Source organism: Roseibium sp. AS2, assembly GCF_038900065.1.
Taxonomy (GTDB): domain Bacteria; phylum Pseudomonadota; class Alphaproteobacteria; order Rhizobiales; family Stappiaceae; genus Roseibium.
Genome location: NZ_JBBMQN010000011.1, coordinates 107,852 through 125,229 on the forward strand (window position 1 = coordinate 107,852; position 17,378 = coordinate 125,229).

Annotated in this window: 11 protein-coding genes; 9 read left to right on the forward strand and 2 right to left on the reverse strand. The window is 62.4% G+C overall.

Features of this window, described 5'->3' with window-relative positions; translation table 11 throughout:
* Positions 1–30: 30 nt before the first annotated feature.
* Both WNZ15_RS25120 and pepN read right to left on the reverse strand, forming a co-directional pair.
* On the reverse strand, positions 31–2,385 hold the full coding sequence (locus WNZ15_RS25120; protein ID WP_342895791.1) for an ATP-binding protein: 2,355 nt from the start codon (positions 2,383–2,385) through the stop codon (positions 31–33).
* Positions 2,386–2,542: 157 nt separating this feature from the next.
* Entirely contained in the window at positions 2,543–5,185 is a 2,643-nt protein-coding gene (gene pepN / locus WNZ15_RS25125; RefSeq protein ID WP_342895792.1) for an aminopeptidase N, read from the reverse strand.
* 408 nt (positions 5,186–5,593) lie between these two features.
* On the opposite strand from pepN, the gene WNZ15_RS25130 reads away from it, so the two are divergent.
* From WNZ15_RS25130 to WNZ15_RS25170, 9 genes are all read left to right on the forward strand, one after another.
* Positions 5,594–6,091 (forward strand): class I SAM-dependent methyltransferase, encoded by a 498-nt coding sequence (locus WNZ15_RS25130; protein WP_342895793.1) that lies wholly within the window; start codon positions 5,594–5,596, stop codon positions 6,089–6,091.
* A gap of 27 nt (positions 6,092–6,118) precedes the next feature.
* Positions 6,119–7,318 (forward strand): CaiB/BaiF CoA-transferase family protein, encoded by a 1,200-nt coding sequence (locus WNZ15_RS25135; protein WP_342895794.1) that lies wholly within the window; start codon positions 6,119–6,121, stop codon positions 7,316–7,318.
* 58 nt (positions 7,319–7,376) lie between these two features.
* Positions 7,377–7,970, forward strand: a complete 594-nt coding sequence (locus tag WNZ15_RS25140; protein WP_342895795.1) for an NUDIX domain-containing protein — start codon at positions 7,377–7,379, stop codon at positions 7,968–7,970.
* Between the two features lie 131 nt (positions 7,971–8,101).
* Entirely contained in the window at positions 8,102–9,979 is a 1,878-nt protein-coding gene (locus tag WNZ15_RS25145) for an adenylate/guanylate cyclase domain-containing protein (RefSeq protein WP_342895796.1), read from the forward strand.
* A 188-nt stretch (positions 9,980–10,167) separates the two neighbouring features.
* Complete coding sequence (locus WNZ15_RS25150) at positions 10,168–12,054, forward strand: ABC transporter ATP-binding protein (RefSeq protein ID WP_342895797.1); 1,887 nt, start codon at positions 10,168–10,170, stop codon at positions 12,052–12,054.
* On the forward strand, positions 12,051–13,937 hold the full coding sequence (locus WNZ15_RS25155) for an ABC transporter substrate-binding protein (protein WP_342895798.1): 1,887 nt from the start codon (positions 12,051–12,053) through the stop codon (positions 13,935–13,937). Before WNZ15_RS25150 ends, WNZ15_RS25155 begins: the two co-directional genes overlap by 4 nt.
* 179 nt (positions 13,938–14,116) lie before the next feature.
* A complete protein-coding gene (locus WNZ15_RS25160) occupies positions 14,117–15,142 on the forward strand; it encodes an ABC transporter permease (RefSeq protein WP_342895799.1) in 1,026 nt (341 codons plus the stop codon).
* Positions 15,139–16,320, forward strand: a complete 1,182-nt coding sequence (locus tag WNZ15_RS25165; protein WP_342895800.1) for an ABC transporter permease — start codon at positions 15,139–15,141, stop codon at positions 16,318–16,320. The genes WNZ15_RS25160 and WNZ15_RS25165 overlap by 4 nt, the downstream gene beginning before the upstream one ends.
* Before the next feature lie 63 nt (positions 16,321–16,383).
* Complete coding sequence (locus tag WNZ15_RS25170; protein WP_342895801.1) at positions 16,384–16,977, forward strand: class I SAM-dependent methyltransferase; 594 nt, start codon at positions 16,384–16,386, stop codon at positions 16,975–16,977.
* Positions 16,978–17,378: the final 401 nt, after the last annotated feature.

Here is a 17,378-nt window from a genome sequence, read left to right on the forward strand (position 1 = left end):
GGAACGGCCCCGATCGTGCGCCGCCGCCGTTCAGGCGGCGTCCTGCTCCGCCAGGGGCAGGGTGAAACTGACCGTGGTGCCCTTGCGGACCTCCGAGCGGATGCTCAGGCTGCCGCCGTGCAGGTCGACCAGAGAACGGGCAATGGCGAGGCCGAGGCCCGAGCCCTGGTGTGTCTTGGTGAACTGGTTTTCCACCTGCACGAAGGGTTTCGCGAGCCGTTGAATGTCTCTGGCGGAAATGCCGATGCCCGTATCGCACACCTCGAACCGCAGCTTGTCGCCGCGCGGGTGCGCCTTGAGGGTCACCGTGCCGTTGTCGGGAGTGAACTTGACGGCGTTGGCGAGCAGGTTCAGCAGGATCTGTTTCAGCGCGCGCTTGTCCGCCTTCACATGAAGATTGCTTGCCACATCAGCCGTGACCGTAATGTTTTTCTCGGTGGCCGCACCGGTGACGATCCGGCCGGCATCCTCGGCGGCGGCCGCGGCACTGACGGTCTCCGTCTCGATACTCATCCGCCCGGCCTCGATCTTCGACATGTCCAGAATGTCGTTGATCACGTTGAGGAGATACGTTCCGGACGAATAGATGTCCTTGCAATAGTCTGAATAGCGGTTGGTGCCGAGCGGTCCGAACATTTCCTGGGTCATGATGTCGGAGAACCCGATGATGGCGTTGAGCGGCGTGCGGAGTTCGTGAGAAATATTTGCAAGAAACTCGGACTTGGCCTTGTTGGCGGCTTCCGCCCGGGTTTTCTCTTCCTGATACTTGTCGGCCATTTCAACCAGCTGACGGGCCTGGAATTCCAGGGTCTGCCGGGATTTCTGCAGGTCGGAGACGGTGGCCTTGAGCCGCTTCTCCGACTCCATCAGCTTCTCTTCGTGCTTTTTCAGGGCGGTGATGTCCGTGCCGACCGACACGAAGCCGCCATCCTTGGTGCGGCGCTCTGAAATCTGAAGCCAGCGCCCGTCCTCGAGCTGGGCTTCATAGGAGCCTTCCGGTGCACCGCCGCGCTGGCGCACGGTGACCCGCTGCGGCGCGATTTCCGTATTGGAAGCCGCGGCCATCACGTCCTTGTAGGGGGTCCCGGGCTTGATCACCGCATTGGGCAGGTTGTGCAGGGACTGGTAGTTGGAATTGCAGATCACCAGCTCGTTCTTGAGGTTCCACAGCACGAAGGCTTCGGAAATCGTCTCGATCGCGTCGCGCAGGCGCAGATCCGCCATGCGGCTTTGCTCTGCCAGTTCGTGCTGTTCGGTGATGTCGATGCAGATCCCGATCAGGTGCGGTTCGGCCCGTCCCGGCTCGGACTGGATCTCGCCGCGGGCGCGCAACCAGATCCAGCTGCCATCCGCGTGGCGCATGCGGAAGGTTTCATCGACAAGGGTCTCGCCGCTCTCCAGCAGGTGTTCGGCCAGGCCGAGCAGGTCGATGTCGTCTGGATGGGTGATGTCGGCAACATCCCCGAAGCTCAAAATGTCGTCCTTGGGTTCACGCCCGAGCAATTCGTAAAGCGATGACGACCAGAACATCCGCCCGCGGGAAAGGTCCCAGTCGAACAGGCCGCACCGGCCATGGGTCAGGGCGGTGTCGATGCGTCCCCGCGTGGCGGCATACATGTCGTCCGCGGCTTCTGCGCGGGATGCCTGGCTGAAGAAGCCGTAGATGACGGCCAGGAGAACGAGAGATGTCCCGACGAACAGGGTCACATTCGCCGAAAGATCGTCCCGCCACTTGGAGAAGATCGCGCTTTCCGGCTGGAGCACGGCGATCATGCCCAGTTGCCCTTCAAGATGGTGGACGGTCACAAGGGACTGGACGTCACCGGCGCCATCGCCGAAGTCCACGGCAACAGGCAGGACGCCCGCGCGGGCGCCGAACACCGTCAGCGGTTGCGAGGGGCCGAGGATGTCGCTGATCGGGCGGCTTTCCAGTGAGGGCTGGGCCGGGGCCGAGGCGACGATCCTGCCGGCCTGGTCGGCGACCAGAAAGATGCGCCCCTTGCTGGTGGCACCCGCCGGAAGGCTGTCGGCCAGGATGCGCTTGAGGGTGGTCCGGTAACCGGTCTTCGGCAGGCCTTCTTCCGGAAGGGCGAGGCCGCTGGCGACCACAGAGGCCATCAGGCTGAGGGTTGTTTGCGCGCTTTGCCGGGTCTGGGTGTGGTCATTGGCAAGTTCGCCGGCACGGAAGACGGCGAGCACGAATATGAACAGGATGGCAAGGCCCGGAATGAGGCGGCGCATCAGCGCGTCGGAGCGTGCCAGGCCGTCACGAAAGGAACCGACCATCGAGCGCAGCGGCAGACCCGTCAGGGCCGCGCTATTCTCAACATCGGAATCCTTGTCGCCGCGCCGCTCGGATGCGTCGCCGGCCAGTGTTCGCGCCATGGAAAGTGTGCCTCAAAATCCGCCGCTTCGGAGATCTCCCCGAATCACTTCCATTTGAATCAAAAGGTTTGGTGTTGTCCAGACCCGGGCAAGAAGAAAATGGTTAACGCGCGCCGGGTTTTTCTGCTCTTGCGTTAACCTCTTTCAGTATTGCGCACTATTGCAGGGATCTGTCGACAATGTCGCGGCTGTCTCTCGATAGATTTTCGTAGGAAGAAACCCTGAGGAGCGCGGATTCCGCAAGGGCAGATCTCTGTGGGTCAAGGGCGCGCCAGGAGCGGAAGCTTGTCAGAAGTCGCGAGGCGACTTGCGGGTTCCGCTTGTCGATCTCGAGAGCCGATTCGGCAATCAGCTCGAAACCGGCTCCGTCGGGCCGGGCAAACTGGGTGGGATTGCCGGTCGCGAAGGACTGGAGCAGCGCTCGCACGCGGTTCGGATTGGTCGGATCGTAGAGCGGATGGATCATCAGGTCCCTGACCTTTTCAACGGTCTCGGGACCCGGGTCTGTGGCCTGCGTCATGAACCATTTGTCCATTGCCAGGGAATTGTGTTCATAGCGGGCGCGGTACTGTTCCAGCGCTTCGTCTTTTGCCGGCATTGCGTCATGGACAAGCAGGGTCAGCGCCGCCAGCCTGTCCGTCATGTTGTCGGCTGACGTGAACCGCTCCAGCACGATCCCGGCCGCTCCGGATGCGGACACCGCGCAATAATGAAGCGCCCGGTTGGCGAGAGCGCGTTTTCCCGCGGACGCCGCGTCCGGAGCGTAGGCGCCAGCCGGCACAAGCTCCGTCGCCTGTTCCAGAAACGCCGCAACATGCGCCCGGCCGATTTCCCGGCGCAGGACCGCGCGGGCGGCGTGAATGTGATCCGGGTTCACGTTCTTGCCGATTTCCTGCGCGATATCGGCCTCGCCCGGCAGGGTCAGGGCCAGGGCGCGGAGCGCTTCGTCCAGGGACATGTCGCGCAAGGTGGCGCCGAACACGTCGATCACGTTGCGCGAACACACAGGCGGATGGCCATCCCCGTGGAGCGCGGTCAGCCGCACAAGGTCCTGCATGGCAATATCCTGGACCGCCTGCCAGCGGTTGAACGGGTCCCTGTCATGGGCCGCCAGGAAGACAAGGTCTTGCGGATCCTGCTGCTGATCAAGACGCACAGGAGCGGAAAATCCGCGCAGAAGCGACAGAACGGGCCTTGAGGCGATGTTGCCGAAGCGGACCTTCTGGCGGGCCTGGTCCAGTATCAGAACATCACCGGAAATCTGCGCGCCCTCCGCGGACGTCACCTCAAGGTCCTCTCCGTTGGGACCGAGAAGACCGAAGCGCAGGGGGATGACGGCGGGCTTGCCGGTTTTCTGCCCGGGAACCGGCGGGATCTCCTGGCTGAGCGACAGCTCGAAGGTCATGCGGCCGGGATCGTATTCGGTCTCGACGGTGACGACGGGTGTGCCCGCCTGCTCGTACCACAGGGAGAACCGGGACAGGTCCGAGCCGGTGGCATCCTCGAAACATGCCAGAAAGGCTTCGATGGTGGTTGCGTCGCCGTCATGGCGGTCGAAATAGAGATCCAGGCCCGCCCGGAAGGCGTCGTCGCCCAGGAGCGTCTTCAGCATGCGGACGACTTCCGCGCCCTTCTCGTAAACGGTCGCTGTGTAGAAGTTATTGATCTCGTGATAAATTTTCGGGCGAACCGGATGCGCCAACGGACCGGCATCCTCCGGGAACTGGTGCGACTTCAGCAGGCGCACGTCGGAAATCCGCTTGACCGCGCGCGAGCGCATGTCGGAAGAGAACTCCTGATCGCGAAACACGGTCAGGCCCTCCTTCAGGCACAGCTGGAACCAGTCACGGCACGTGATGCGGTTGCCGGTCCAGTTGTGGAAATACTCGTGCGCGATCACCGCTTCGATATTGGCGTAGTCCTGGTCGGTCGCGGTTTCCGGGTCGGCCAGAACATACTTGTCGTTGAAGATGTTGAGGCCCTTGTTTTCCATCGCACCCATGTTGAAGTCCGACACGGCGACGATGTTGAAGACGTCCAGGTCGTATTCTAGACCGAAGACCTCCTCGTCCCAGCGCATGGAGCGCTTGAGCGAATCCATGGCCCAGCCGCAGCGGTCCTGCTTGCCGTGCTCGACATAGATGTTCAGCGTGACCGGCCTGCCGGACGCGGTGGTGAAGGTGTCCGTGACCCGGGCCAGGTCGCCGGCGACAAGGGCGAACAGATAGGCGGGCTTGGGATGGGGGTCGTGCCAGACCGCATAGTGGCGGCTGCCGGTCTCCAGATCGCCGGTCTCTGCCGGATTGCCGTTCGCCAGCAAGACCGGACACGTCGCCTTCGGTGCGACCAGCCGGGTCGTATAGACCGCCAGATTGTCCGGCCGGTCCAGGAAATAGGTGATGCGCCGAAAGCCTTCCGCCTCGCATTGCGTGCAGTAGGTTCCGGAGGACCGGTAAAGACCCATCAGCTTGGTGTTGGCGTCCGGATCGATTTCGGTTTCGAGCGTGAGTTCGAACGGCTCACCTGGCGGCGTCCGCAGTTCGAGCCGGTCGTCGGAGGCGGCAAAGGCACTGGCGGGCAGGGGCTCTCCGTTCAGCTTGAGGGCCTTCAGGGTCAGCTCGTCGCCGTCCAGAACGAGGGGCGTGCCCTCGGCCGTTTCTGGTTGTCTGTGCACGGACATAGTCGCGGTGACCAGAGTCGCCTTTGGCTCGAGTTCGACATTCAGATACACCGTGTCGATGCGGTAGGCGGGCGGATTGTAGTCTTCCAGCCGGATGGCCGGCGCCGTTTCGGAACGCATCTGGAACTCCTGGACAGTCGGTCTGCACACAATGCGGCCATAGGGCGCGCTGGTACCGCGTTACCACGAACCGGGAGAACAGCCAATTGCGCATTCTCGAACAGGTGCCCGTGACGTGCACACCCGGCACGCGCGGATCCGTCCGTTCAGGAGCGCGCGGGTTCTGTCACAACGGCCGGAACGGAAATTTCGCCGGATACCGGCATCCCTGCGGCATTTCGGAAGGCTTGCCGCAACGTCGGCCGACGGGAGTTGGCCGTCTTTCCGGATCAAACTCCATAATCGAATTCCTTCGTTTCGAGGGGTTTCCTTATACGGGAAAATGGGCCAAACAGCACCACACGAGATGGGGCAAGGGAAGCTGGGGCAGGATCCGGCGAAGAACCTGTCGAATGGGGATTTTGGTTTATGAGCCGCTTGGACAGTTTTATCCGCCGCATGACATCGCAGAAAATTTTGCTGGAGTACCTCGTCGACAGGGTCAATAAAGTCGAGGGTCCGGTTCTGGAACTTGGGCTGGGCAACGGCAGAACCTACGATCATCTGCGCGAAATCTATCCGGACAAGGAAATTTTCGTTTTCGATCTCACGATGAACTGCCATCCGAGCTGCGCGCCCGATGCCGAGCACATGATCCTCGGGGATATTCGCGACACGCTCGCGTTCTGCGGTCCGCGCGTGAAGGCCAGAGCCTCCTTCGCTCACATCGATATCGGATCGGCGGACCCGACCAACGATCTTGCGATCGTTCACTGGCTCGCCCCGCTTGTCGACGAGCGCATGGCGGTCGGAGGCTTCGTGCTGACGGCGCTTGACCTCTCGCTGCCGAATTTCGAGGTGCTCGAAAAACCCGATGGCATTCATCCCGGCCGCTATCACATCTACCGCAAGACTGCCGAGGCCTGATACCGGGGCCACGCGAGGAATTCCGAAATGAGCGCGCCGCTGGAAGGCATCAAGGTCGTTGAACTCGCCCGCATACTGGCCGGTCCATGGACCGGACAGACACTCGCCGATCTCGGTGCGGACGTCATCAAGGTGGAAAGTCCGCAAGGGGACGACACAAGGGGCTGGGGACCGCCTTTCGTCAGCGACGAAGACGGCAACGACCGCGATGCGGCGTATTTCCACGCCTGCAACCGGGGCAAACGCTCGATCACGGTCGACTTCCGCACCGAAGAAGGCCAGGACATCGTCCGCCGGCTCGTCGGCCAGGCCGACATCCTGGTGGAGAACTTCAAGGTCGGCGGTCTTGCCAAATACGGACTGGACTACGACAGCCTGCGGCAGGTCAATCCGAAGCTGATCTATTGCTCGATCACCGGCTTTGGCCAGGAAGGGCCCTATGCCCACCGCGCGGGCTACGACTTCATGATCCAGGGCATGGGCGGCATCATGGACCTGACCGGTGAGCCGGACGGCAGTCCGCAAAAGATCGGGGTCGCCTTCGCCGACATCTTCACCGGCCTTTATGGTGTTGTCGGAGTTCTCGCCGCCTTGCGCCGCCGTGACCAGACGGGCGAGGGCGAATGGGTCGACATGGCCCTTCTCGACGCGCAGGTCGGTGTTCTCGCCAACCAGGCCCTCAACTACTTCGTCTCTGGCAAGGCGCCGAAACGCCTCGGCAACGCCCATCCGAACATCGTGCCCTATCAGGTCTTTCCTGCAAAGGACGGTCACCTGATCATCGCCGTCGGCAATGACGGTCAGTTCCGGCGCCTGTGTGCGGTACTTGGCCTGCCGGAGCTGGCGGACGTTCCGAAATTCGCCACCAACGCCGCGCGGGTCGCGGCAAGGTCGGAGCTGGTGCCGCATCTTTGTGCTGAAACGGAGACGCGGACCCGGGACGACCTTCTGCAGGCCCTTGAGCTGGAAGGGGTTCCCGCCGGGCCGATCAATTCCGTCGAGGATGTCTTCGACGATGCACAGGTCAGGCACAGGGGCATGAAGGTCGATTTGCCGGCAACCGGGGTAGCAAACGGGTCGGTCGCCTCCGTGCGCACGCCGATCAGGTTCGCGAATGCGGAGCTGGTTCTGGATCGGGCGGCGCCCGCTTTGGGAGAACATACCGCGGAAATTCTCGCAGAGCTTGGCCTTCGGTCCGATCCCGCCGGTCGCGAGCCGTCTGACTGATTAGTTGCCGGCCGTCGCCGCCATGCGCCGACCCGAACCCAGTGCCTCGGAGGCCGTCTTGAAAGAACCGGAATTCCTGAAGATCCATGACGCCAGCGTGCTTTCCGACGATTGGGGGAAACTGACCCGATACAGGTTCGCCTATCGGCGTCGGGACGGCACCTGGCAGGACCTGACCCGCGAAGCCTATGACCGCGGCAATGGCGCCACTTGCCTGTTGCACGATCCGGACTCCGATTGTGTCCTCCTGACCCGGCAGTTCCGGCTGCCGGTCTGGCTGAGCGGCAGGGACCCGTTCCTGATCGAGACGCCGGCCGGTCTGCTGGAAGGTGCGCGCCCGGAAGAGCGCATGCGCGCCGAACTGATCGAGGAAACGGGATTCGATGTCTCGCGCCTGGAGCACCTTTTCGATGTGCACATGAGCCCGGGATCCGTGACCGAATATCTGTCGTTCTTCATCGGGACATACCACCCGGGCGACCGTGTGTCGGCAGGTGGCGGTGACGAAAGCGAAGGCGAGGACATCGAGGTGATGCATGTGCCCCTGGCGCAGGCGCTCGTCATGATCCGGTCCGGAGAGATCGCCGACGCGAAAACCATCATCCTGTTGCAGGATCTTGCGCTTCGGCGGGCCGGACTCCAGACCAGTTGATCGGCCGGTGAGGCTACCGCCTTAATTTGACGCGTTCTGGCAGGCAGGGTCATGCAAACGCGGGCGGACGGGTTCCCATCAGGCCCGGTTCGTATAAGCTGCCAAACGACAATGAGAGGCTTTGCCTGACAATGACCAAAAAGCGCAGTGATCGCCGGATCATGCTGTCCCTGACGACCATCGTCGGGCTCGGCTTCGGTGCATTTGTCGCCGTCGCACTGGGTCTGGTGCTGGCGCTCTCGATTTCGGCCAATTTCCGAAACACGTTTTCGTTGCTCAACGACAAGACCATCCTCAGCACACAGGCTCTGGAAACGCAGCTGCGCACCCACTTCGCCTCCGTCGAAAATGCCATTATCGGACTGAAACCCTATTTCGATGAAGGCACGATCGGCATCGACACGCCGGAACGAACGCTCCAGGACCTGTCGATCGCGCTGAAATCGAACAAGAATATCACCACGCTTGCGGTCACCGGTCCCGATGGCCGGCGGCTAGGGATATACCGTGCGCCCAATGGCAAGCTGTGGCGGATAAATTCCGATGCGCCACCGCCGGGCATGACCATGAAGAGGTTGCCCCAACTGGGTGCGGACAGTCCCGCGACCTGGGGCGCGCTGGTGAAACATGAAGTCGGGCTGTTCGCGAACGTGTCCGTGCCGCTGGTGCGCGACGGCCAGGTCATCGGGATGCTGACCGCGGCCACATCGATGGAGGCGCTGGGCCGGATCGTCTCGCAACAGGACGAAGGCCTGGACAACACGGTTTTCGTGCTTGCGGACGGCGAACAGGTCATCCTGCATTCGGATGCGGACTGGCTGCAGACCGGCGGCAGCATCAGGGATAATTTGCCGGCGAGCTGGCAGTCGCTGGGCGATCCGGTTCTGGCCGAGATGGCGAACGAAGAGACGCTGGAAGAATTTCAGAAAGCCGCCGACCTCGGCATCGAGGTGTCGTTCGTCAAGGCCAACAATGCCGACTACATCTTGATGAAGGCGCACCTGGACGGCTTCAGCGACAAACCCTGGACCGTGGGGCAGTATTTTCTGAGCGCGACCGTTTCCCGCGAGGTCCGGCGGTTGGCCGGGTCGATGTTCGTCGGCCTCGGTGCGCTGGTCGTTTCCGTCCTGATCGCTTTCTGGATGGGGCGCCGGGTGGCCAGGCCGCTGAAGTATCTGGCGCTTCAGTCGAAGCGTGTCGGCACCTTGTCGCTGAACGAGGTGGAACCGCTGCCGCGCAGCCGTGTCGCGGAGATCGATCAGGTCGCCCTGGCCTTCAACTCCATGGTGGAAGGCCTGAAGGCCATGAACACCTACGTGCCCAGGTCCCTGTTCATCAAGCTCATGCGCCTTGGCGGCAGCTCCGCGGCGGACGCCCGTGAAGCCGACCTCACGGTTCTGTTCACCGATATCGTCGGCTTCACGGCCCTGTCGGAACATCTCAGCGCCGAGGAAACGGCGCGGCTTCTGAACGACCATTTCGCCATTCTGGTGGAGGCGGTGGAAGCGGAGGACGGCACCGTCGACAAGTTCCTGGGGGACGGCATGCTGGCCTTCTTCGGAGCGCCGGATGCCCGGCCGGACCATGCCGAGGCGGCCATCCGGACGGCCCGTCGGATTGCTGTCGCCCTGACGGAGTCCAACCGCAAGGCGGTCGCCGAGGGCCGCCCGCCGATGTCGCTGCGCATCGGCATTCATTCCGGGCCGGCGGTTGTCGGCAATGTCGGGGCGCTCGACCGGTGGAACTACACCGTGGTCGGCGACACGGTCAACGCGGCGGAGCGCCTTCAGACACTCGGCAAGGAAGTCCCGGACAATCCGGAAGTGACGATCCTGGCGAGCGCTGCCACCGTTGCCCGCCTGCCGGGAGAACGCCATCACAGAGCCGTCGGCGCGCATCATCTGCGCGGACGCAGCGGGCCGATCGAGGTCTATTGGCTGGACCCGTTCGGGAGCCCCGAGCTGGAAGCGGCCGAACCGGTGCAGGCGCCCGGCACGGCCGCCGAGTAGATCTGCCCCTGCGGAACGCCGCGTGGCGGGCACCCGATGTGCCCCCAATTCACTGTTTGTGACGCAGATCACACAAATCCAGCGAGAATTCTGCATTGCTATCAGCGGGCAAATTTGATTGTCTTTCAAATGCAATAGGGGCTTAGTAAGCCTCCTTAGGACAATCCCTGGCTGGGAGGAAGCGTGCGGTGAATGTTCTCTCTATCGAGGGACTGACAGTAGATTTTAATACGGCGGAAGGCCGGGTTCGGGCGGTTGACGACGTTTCGTTTGTCATCCCCGAAAACCGGACGGTTGCGCTCGTGGGCGAATCCGGCTCCGGCAAGACGGTCATTTCCCAGACCATCATGGGGCTCCTGCCGCAGGCGGCGACCATATCTTCAGGAAAAGTGATCCTTGCCGATCCCACAGGGGCGGAGCCGCCGGTCGACATCGCGACGCTCGAGCGCAAGGGCGCGAAGATGCGGCACCTGCGTGGCAACCGCGTCGCCATCATCTTCCAGGAACCGATGACCTCGTTGTCGCCGCTCCATACGATCGGTGACCAGATCGGCGAGGCGGCGCTGCTGCATCGCAATGTTTCAGGCGCGGAAGCGCGCGAATTGACCAGGACAATGCTGAGCCTGGTTCACTTCCCGGACCCGGAGCGGGCCCTCGACACCTATCCGTTCGAATTGTCCGGCGGCCTGCGCCAGCGGGCCATGATCGCCATGGCCATGATCTGCCGGCCGGCGCTCCTGATCGCGGACGAACCGACCACGGCACTGGATGTGACCATCCAGGCGGAAATCCTGAAGCTGATCCGCGAAGTCCAGGCCGAATTGCGCATGTCCGTGCTGATGGTCACCCATGACTTCGGCGTTGTCGCCAACATGGCCGACGAGATCGCGGTCATCTATCACGGCCGGATCATGGAAAAGGGCACGGCCCAGCAGCTCTTCTCGGACCCGCAGCACGACTATCTCAAGGCCCTGCTCAATGCGGTGCCGAGCTTCCATATGGCCAAGGACGAGCGCCTGGTTCCGATTCGCCCGATCGTGCTCAACTCGGAAGATCTGACCGCCAACCGCCCGCATTGCGATGTCGCCCCGGGCGAGCCGCTCGTCGAAATGCGCGATGTCACCAAGAAGTTCACCCTGCGCAAGGGCTCCCTGCTGGGCGGCAAGGTCAGGACAATGACCGCGCTCGACAACATCAATCTCACCATACGGCGCGGCGAGTGCCTGGGTCTGGTGGGCGAGTCCGGCTCCGGCAAGACCACCGCCGCCAAGGCGATCCTGCGGGCGCTCGATATCGAGGGGGGCAAGGTCCTTTACAATCGCGGCAACGGGCTTGAGGATATCGCCGGATTGAAGGGGCCGAAGCTGATGGACTATCGGCGCCGGGTCCAGCTGATTTTCCAGGACCCGTTTTCCTCGCTCAATCCGCGCAGGACCATCAACGACACACTGATGGAACCGTTCGAGATCCACGGCATCGGCACAGTCAAGGAGCGGGCGGAGCGCGCGCGCAACCTGATGGACCTGGTCGGCCTGGATCCGCGCTTCCTGCGCCGGTATCCGCATTCCTTCTCCGGCGGTCAGCGTCAGCGCATCGGCATCGCCCGGGCGCTTGCGCTCAATCCCGAATTCATCCTGTGCGACGAGCCGACATCGGCCCTTGACGTGTCGGTCCAGGCCCAGATCCTGAACCTGCTGCAGGACCTGAAGCGCGATCTCAACCTGACCTACCTGTTCGTCAGCCACAATCTGGCTGTGGTGGATTATGTCGCCGACCGGATTGCCGTGATGTGCCGGGGCCGTCTCGTGGAACTGGGCGAGACCCGGACCGTCGTCGGCAACCCGCTTCATCCTTACACCAAGGCGCTATTGTCGGCGGTTCCCGAGCCGGACCTGTCGACACCGCTTGATTTTGCCGCCCTCGATGCCAACCGGGCATCGGAGCCGGAACTGTGGCCGGAACCCTTCCGCATCGAAGACGGGCAATTGCCGTCTCTGGTGGAAATGGAACCAGCTCATTTTGTCTGCGCACCTGGTCTGAAGAACACAAGGGCGCTTGAGGGGACTGCAGCATGATTTTTTCCAATTCACTGAGGGCGGGTCTGTTCGTGACCGCGGCCCTTCTGGCGCAGCCGCTCGCCGCGCTGGACCTGAAGGAGACACCCGGTCTCGATCCCTCCCTGCCTCCAGTTGCCGAGCGGCTCCCGTCCGAACCCCTGATCGTCGACCTTGAAGCCAAGCGCCGCACCATCGGCAAGCACGGCGGGTCGCTCGACACGCTGATCGGCCGGGCCAAGGACGTTCGCCTGATCAATGTTTGGGGCTACGCCCGTCTCGTCGGCTACAACGAGGATCTGGATCTGGTTCCCGACATCCTTGAAGATGTCGAGGTCGAGGACGGCCGGATTTTCACGCTGCACACCCGCGAAGGCCACAAGTGGTCCGACGGGCATCCTTTCGGCGCCGAGGACATCCGTTATTATTTCGAGGACGTTGTCAGCAATGAAAGCCTGAATCCCTCCGGGCTGCCGCCATTCCTGGAAGTCATGGGCAAGGGCCCCGTCTTCGAGGTCCTCGACGACACCACGGTCCGCTTCACCTGGGAGGAACCGAACCCGCTGTTCCTGCCGGAACTGGCCAAATCGCGGCCGCCGTTCATTTACCGGCCGGCGCATTACCTGAAGCAGTTTCACGAAAAATACGGCGATCCGGATTTCATCGCGGCCGAAGCCGAAAAGGTGAAGGCGCGCAGCTGGGCACCGCTGCACAACAAAAGAGACGACATGTACAACGCCCGCAATGTCGCGCTTCCCTCGTTGCAGCCCTGGGTCCGCAATCGCGATGACAGCGATCTGCGCTTCATCCTGGAACGCAACCCCTATTATCACCGTGTCGACAGTGCCGGCCAGCAACTGCCCTATATCGACGATGTCGTCATGACGGTGGCAGACGGCAAGCTGATCCCGGCGAAAACCCAGGCGGGTGAAAGCAACCTGCAGGCACGCAACCTCAGTTTCGCCGACATCACGGTGCTGAAGCGGGGCGAAAAGCAGAACGACTACAAGACTGCGCTGTGGTCCAACAGCAAGGGCTCGGAAATTTCGATCCTGCCCAACCTGACGGTCAAGGACCCGGTCTGGCGCGAGCTCGTCCGCGATACGCGCTTCCGTCACGCGCTGTCGCTCGGCATCGACCGCAACCTCCTGAACCGGGTTCTGTTCTTTGGCCTCGGCAAACCCGGCAATGACACGGTCCTGCCGGCAAGCCCGCTCTACAAGGCCGCCTATGCCAGCGAGTGGGCGCAATACGATCCGGACAAGGCAAACGCCCTTCTGGACGAAATCGGCCTGACGGAGCGCAACGGCGAAGGCATCCGGCTGTTGCCGGATGGCAGGCCGCTTGAAATCATCGTCGAAACCGCGGGCGAAGAACAGGTGCAGGACGATGCGCTCGAACTGGTCACCGAGACCTGGCGCGAAATCGGCGTCAAGCTGTTCGCAAAGCCGAGCCAGCGGGACAACCTGCGCGAACGCGCGATCACCGGCCAGTTGCTGATGTCGGTGTGGTTCGGGCTGGAAAACGGCATCCCGACCTCGGAAATGCCGCCGGAAGACCTGGCACCGGTCCGGGGCGACATCCTGTCCTGGCATTCCTGGGGCGACTATTATGAAACCAATGGCGAGGGCGGCGAGAAACCGGACTGGGCACCTGCGGAGCGGCTGATGGAGCTCTACAATGCCTGGCTCGTCTCCAGGACCCAGGAAGAGCGGACCGCGATCTGGGAGGAAATGCTCCAGATCCATGCCGATGAGACCCTCCGGATCGGACTGGTGTCGGGCGTTCCGCAGCCGGTGGCGATCAAGGACGTGGAGAACGTGCCGCTTGAAGGCATCTACGGCTGGGACCCGGGCGCCCACTTCGGCATCCACCGGATGGATGAGTTCTACATGACGGACTAGATACTGCCGGAACCAGCCGGAACCGGGCGGTCTTTCAAGGGCATCGCCCGGGCTGCCGCTTGCGGTGGAACTGAACCCGTTTCAAAGGAAACGGACATCGAGCTTGAGAGCAACTCCTCCGGGACGGACCGTGCTGACACGGGCCTTCCGGAGGATCGGACGGGCCAGGGGGAGTTCAGGTGCTCTATTACATTCTTCGCCGGATACTGATGATGATCCCGACCCTGTTGGTGATCAGCCTTCTGATATTCTTCATCATCGAACTTCCCACCGGTGACTATATTTCCAACCAGATCGCGGCGCTGAAGGCGTCCGGGGAACAGTCGTCGATCGGCAAGCTTGAATTTCTCAGGAAGGAATTCTCGCTCGACCGGCCGTTTTTCGAGCGCTATCTGATCTGGGTCGGCCTGTGGCAGGGCCCGCACGGGTTCGACGGGCTGATCCAGGGCAACTGGGGCTGGTCGTTCGAATTCGACAAGCCTGTCGACCAGGTCGTCGGCCCGACCCTGCCGCTCACGGTGGTGCTCAACTTCGCCACCATCCTGTTCGTCTATGTGGTGTCCTTCCCGATCGGGATCTTCTCCGCCACGCGCCAGTATTCCTGGGGCGACTACGGCTTCACGTTCCTGGGCTACTTCGGCCTGGCAACACCGAACTTCCTGCTCGCGCTCATTCTTCTGTATCTGTTCAACCGCTGGTTCGGCCTGTCGGTGGGCGGCTTGATGGCGCCGGAATACATCGACCAGCCCTGGAGTTTCGACAAGGCGATGTCGGTGCTGGCGCATCTGATCGTGCCGACGATCGTCATCGGAACCTCCGGCACGGCGGCGATGATCCGGCGGCTGCGCGCCAATCTGCTGGATGAGCTGCACAAGCAGTATGTCACCACCGGACGCGCCAAGGGCCTGAAGGAAAACCAGCTTCTCATCAAATATCCGCTCAGGATGGCGATCAACCCGTTCATCGCCGATATCGGCAACCTGATCCCGTCGATGGTGTCCGGCTCGGTGATCGTGTCCGTGGTGATGAGCCTGCCGACCGTCGGGCCGGTGCTGATCTCCGCGCTCCAGTCCCAGGACCAGTTCCTGTCCGGTTTCATCCTCTTGTTCGTGGCGGTGCTGACCCTGATCGGCATGCTGATCTCCGACCTCCTGCTGGCGGTGCTTGATCCGCGCATTCGTCTGGGCGGGAGGGCATCGTCATGAGCATGGACACAAAGGACCCTGCCGCGACACGCCAGGTCGAGCATTATGTCGATCCGGCCCCGTTCAACCCGGCCGTCACCGAAGAAATGACGCCGGAGCAGGAGCGCTTCTTTCAGGCCTCGCAATGGCAGATCATGTGGTGGAAGTTCAAGCGCCACAAGATCGCGGTCTGGTCCGGAGTGGTCCTGATCCTGTTCTACATGACCGTTCCGTTCGCGGAGGTGATCGCGCCCTACAAGCCCAACAGCCGCGACAGCATGCATCTCTATGCGCCGCCGCAGCCGATCCACCTGATTCATGACGGCGCGTTCGTCGGGCCGTTCGTCTACGGCATGACGTCCGAGATCGACATGGAGACCCTGCAATGGGTGTTCAAGGACGATACCGACCAGGTGCAGAAGATCCGGTTTTTCTGCCGCGGCGATACCTACAGGTTCTGGGGCCTGTTCGACGCCTCGTTTCATCTGTTCTGTCCGGCCGAGGGCGGGACGCTGTTCCTGCTCGGCACCGACCGGCTCGGCCGGGACCAGTTCTCCGGACTGATCTACGGCGCGCGCCTGTCGCTCACCGTCGGCCTGATCGGCGTCACCATTTCCATCGTGCTGGGGCTGTTCTTCGGCGGCATCGCCGGCTATTTCGGCGGCTTTATCGACAGTGTCATCCAGCGCGCGATCGAGATCATCCGCTCCCTGCCGGAACTTCCCCTCTGGATGGCGCTGTCCGCCGCCCTGCCGATCACCTGGAGCCCGGTATGGATCTATTTCGGGCTGACCATCATCCTGGGCCTGCTCGACTGGCCTGGGCTCGCCCGCGCGGTCCGCTCCAAGCTGCTGTCCCTGCGCGAGGAGGAATACGCCAAGGCGGCGGTGCTGATGGGGGCAAAGCCCAAGCGGGTGATCACCCGGCATCTGCTGCCCGGGTTCACCAGCCACATCATCGCATCGGCGTCCCTGTCGGTGCCCTCGATGATCCTGGGCGAGACGGCACTGTCCTTTCTCAATCTGGGTCTGCGCCGGCCGGCGATCTCATGGGGTGTCCTTCTCAACGAAGCCCAGAACATTTCGGTGGTCACCGTCTATCCCTGGCTGATGGCACCGGTACTGCCGATCATCATCGTGGTGCTGGCGTTCAATTTCCTCGGCGACGGTTTGCGCGACGCGGCAGATCCCTATAAGTGATGCTGTTGAAAATCCAATCGTTCCGGCGGGCCGTCCGGCCCGCCTTTGCCGTCAGGAAACACCATGTCGAAAAACGCCACCACCGCCGAAGGCTGGGATGAGGAATATGAAGCCGGGCGCTGGGCCTTCCTGCGCTCGCTGCCCGAAAGCGGCCGCTACGGCATCATCGGCATGTGGCTGAGCCTCACCGGCGCCATGGACGAGGTTCTGGACATCGGCTGCGGCGAGGGGCTGCTCTACGAGCGCCTGCAGCCCATGGGCATCAAGCGCTATGTCGGCATGGATCTCTCCCCGGCTTCGCTCGAAATCGCCAACGTCGACCCGGCCATCGCCAGCCTGCGTGCCGGCGACATGCACACCTTCGAACCCAAAGACGGCGAGACTTTCTCCGCCATCGTCTTCAACGAGGTCCTGCATTTCGCGGAAGACCCGGCCGCCCTCGTCGCCCGCTATCGCCCGTTCCTGAAGAAGGACGGCGTCATCGCCCTGTCCATGTATTCCCCGAAAAAGCCGGAGTCTGGCGCCAACCGCCTGATCAACGCCCTGTGGCAGGCCACCGACGACCACAGCCAATGGGACGTTCTGGACGACTACCGCCTGGTGTCCGACAAGAAGGGCGTCACCTGGCGCATGCGCCTGGTCAAGCCGGTGGGGTGAGGGGATTGGTTCGGTCTGAGTGCGAGCAAAAGCCAATTTGGGCTTTTGGTCTGGGATGCTGATCGGCTCAGGCGTGTTGCGATGGGCGGGGAGTGTGAATTCGCTGCCGTGCGGCAAGAACCTGCGGGCAACGCGAAAGCGGACATTTACAATGTCCCAGCCAAAAACAATCACATCTGTCAATTATGAAGATTGTCGTCAACATTAGTCAGCAGGTCTTGGACGGAGGCATCGGTAACCTCCTCTGCACCAAAGTGATCACTCTTCCATTCGACCGAAAAGCGATCGAACTTGGCTTCCAACATACGCCGTCTTGGCTCGCTCCCAAGCGCTGCAAGTGCCTTCTCCGGCTCCGTCGTCACTCCAATCAAGCCGCTTCCCGTTATCGTCAGGTAAGCCAA

Excerpts from the sequence above, each read along its gene's own strand:
- WNZ15_RS25170 (WP_342895801.1), top strand. The coding sequence starts at position 16,384 with ATGTCGAAAAACGCCACCACCGCCGAAGGCTGGGATGAGGAATATGAA.
- WNZ15_RS25145 (WP_342895796.1), top strand. The coding sequence starts at position 8,102 with ATGACCAAAAAGCGCAGTGATCGCCGGATCATGCTGTCCCTGACGACC.
- pepN (WP_342895792.1), bottom strand. The coding sequence starts at position 5,185 with ATGCGTTCCGAAACGGCGCCGGCCATCCGGCTGGAAGACTACAATCCG.
- WNZ15_RS25135 (WP_342895794.1), top strand. The coding sequence starts at position 6,119 with ATGAGCGCGCCGCTGGAAGGCATCAAGGTCGTTGAACTCGCCCGCATA.
- WNZ15_RS25130 (WP_342895793.1), top strand. The coding sequence starts at position 5,594 with ATGAGCCGCTTGGACAGTTTTATCCGCCGCATGACATCGCAGAAAATT.
- WNZ15_RS25155 (WP_342895798.1), top strand. The coding sequence starts at position 12,051 with ATGATTTTTTCCAATTCACTGAGGGCGGGTCTGTTCGTGACCGCGGCC.
- WNZ15_RS25120 (WP_342895791.1), bottom strand. The coding sequence starts at position 2,385 with ATGGCGCGAACACTGGCCGGCGACGCATCCGAGCGGCGCGGCGACAAG.
- WNZ15_RS25165 (WP_342895800.1), top strand. The coding sequence starts at position 15,139 with ATGAGCATGGACACAAAGGACCCTGCCGCGACACGCCAGGTCGAGCAT.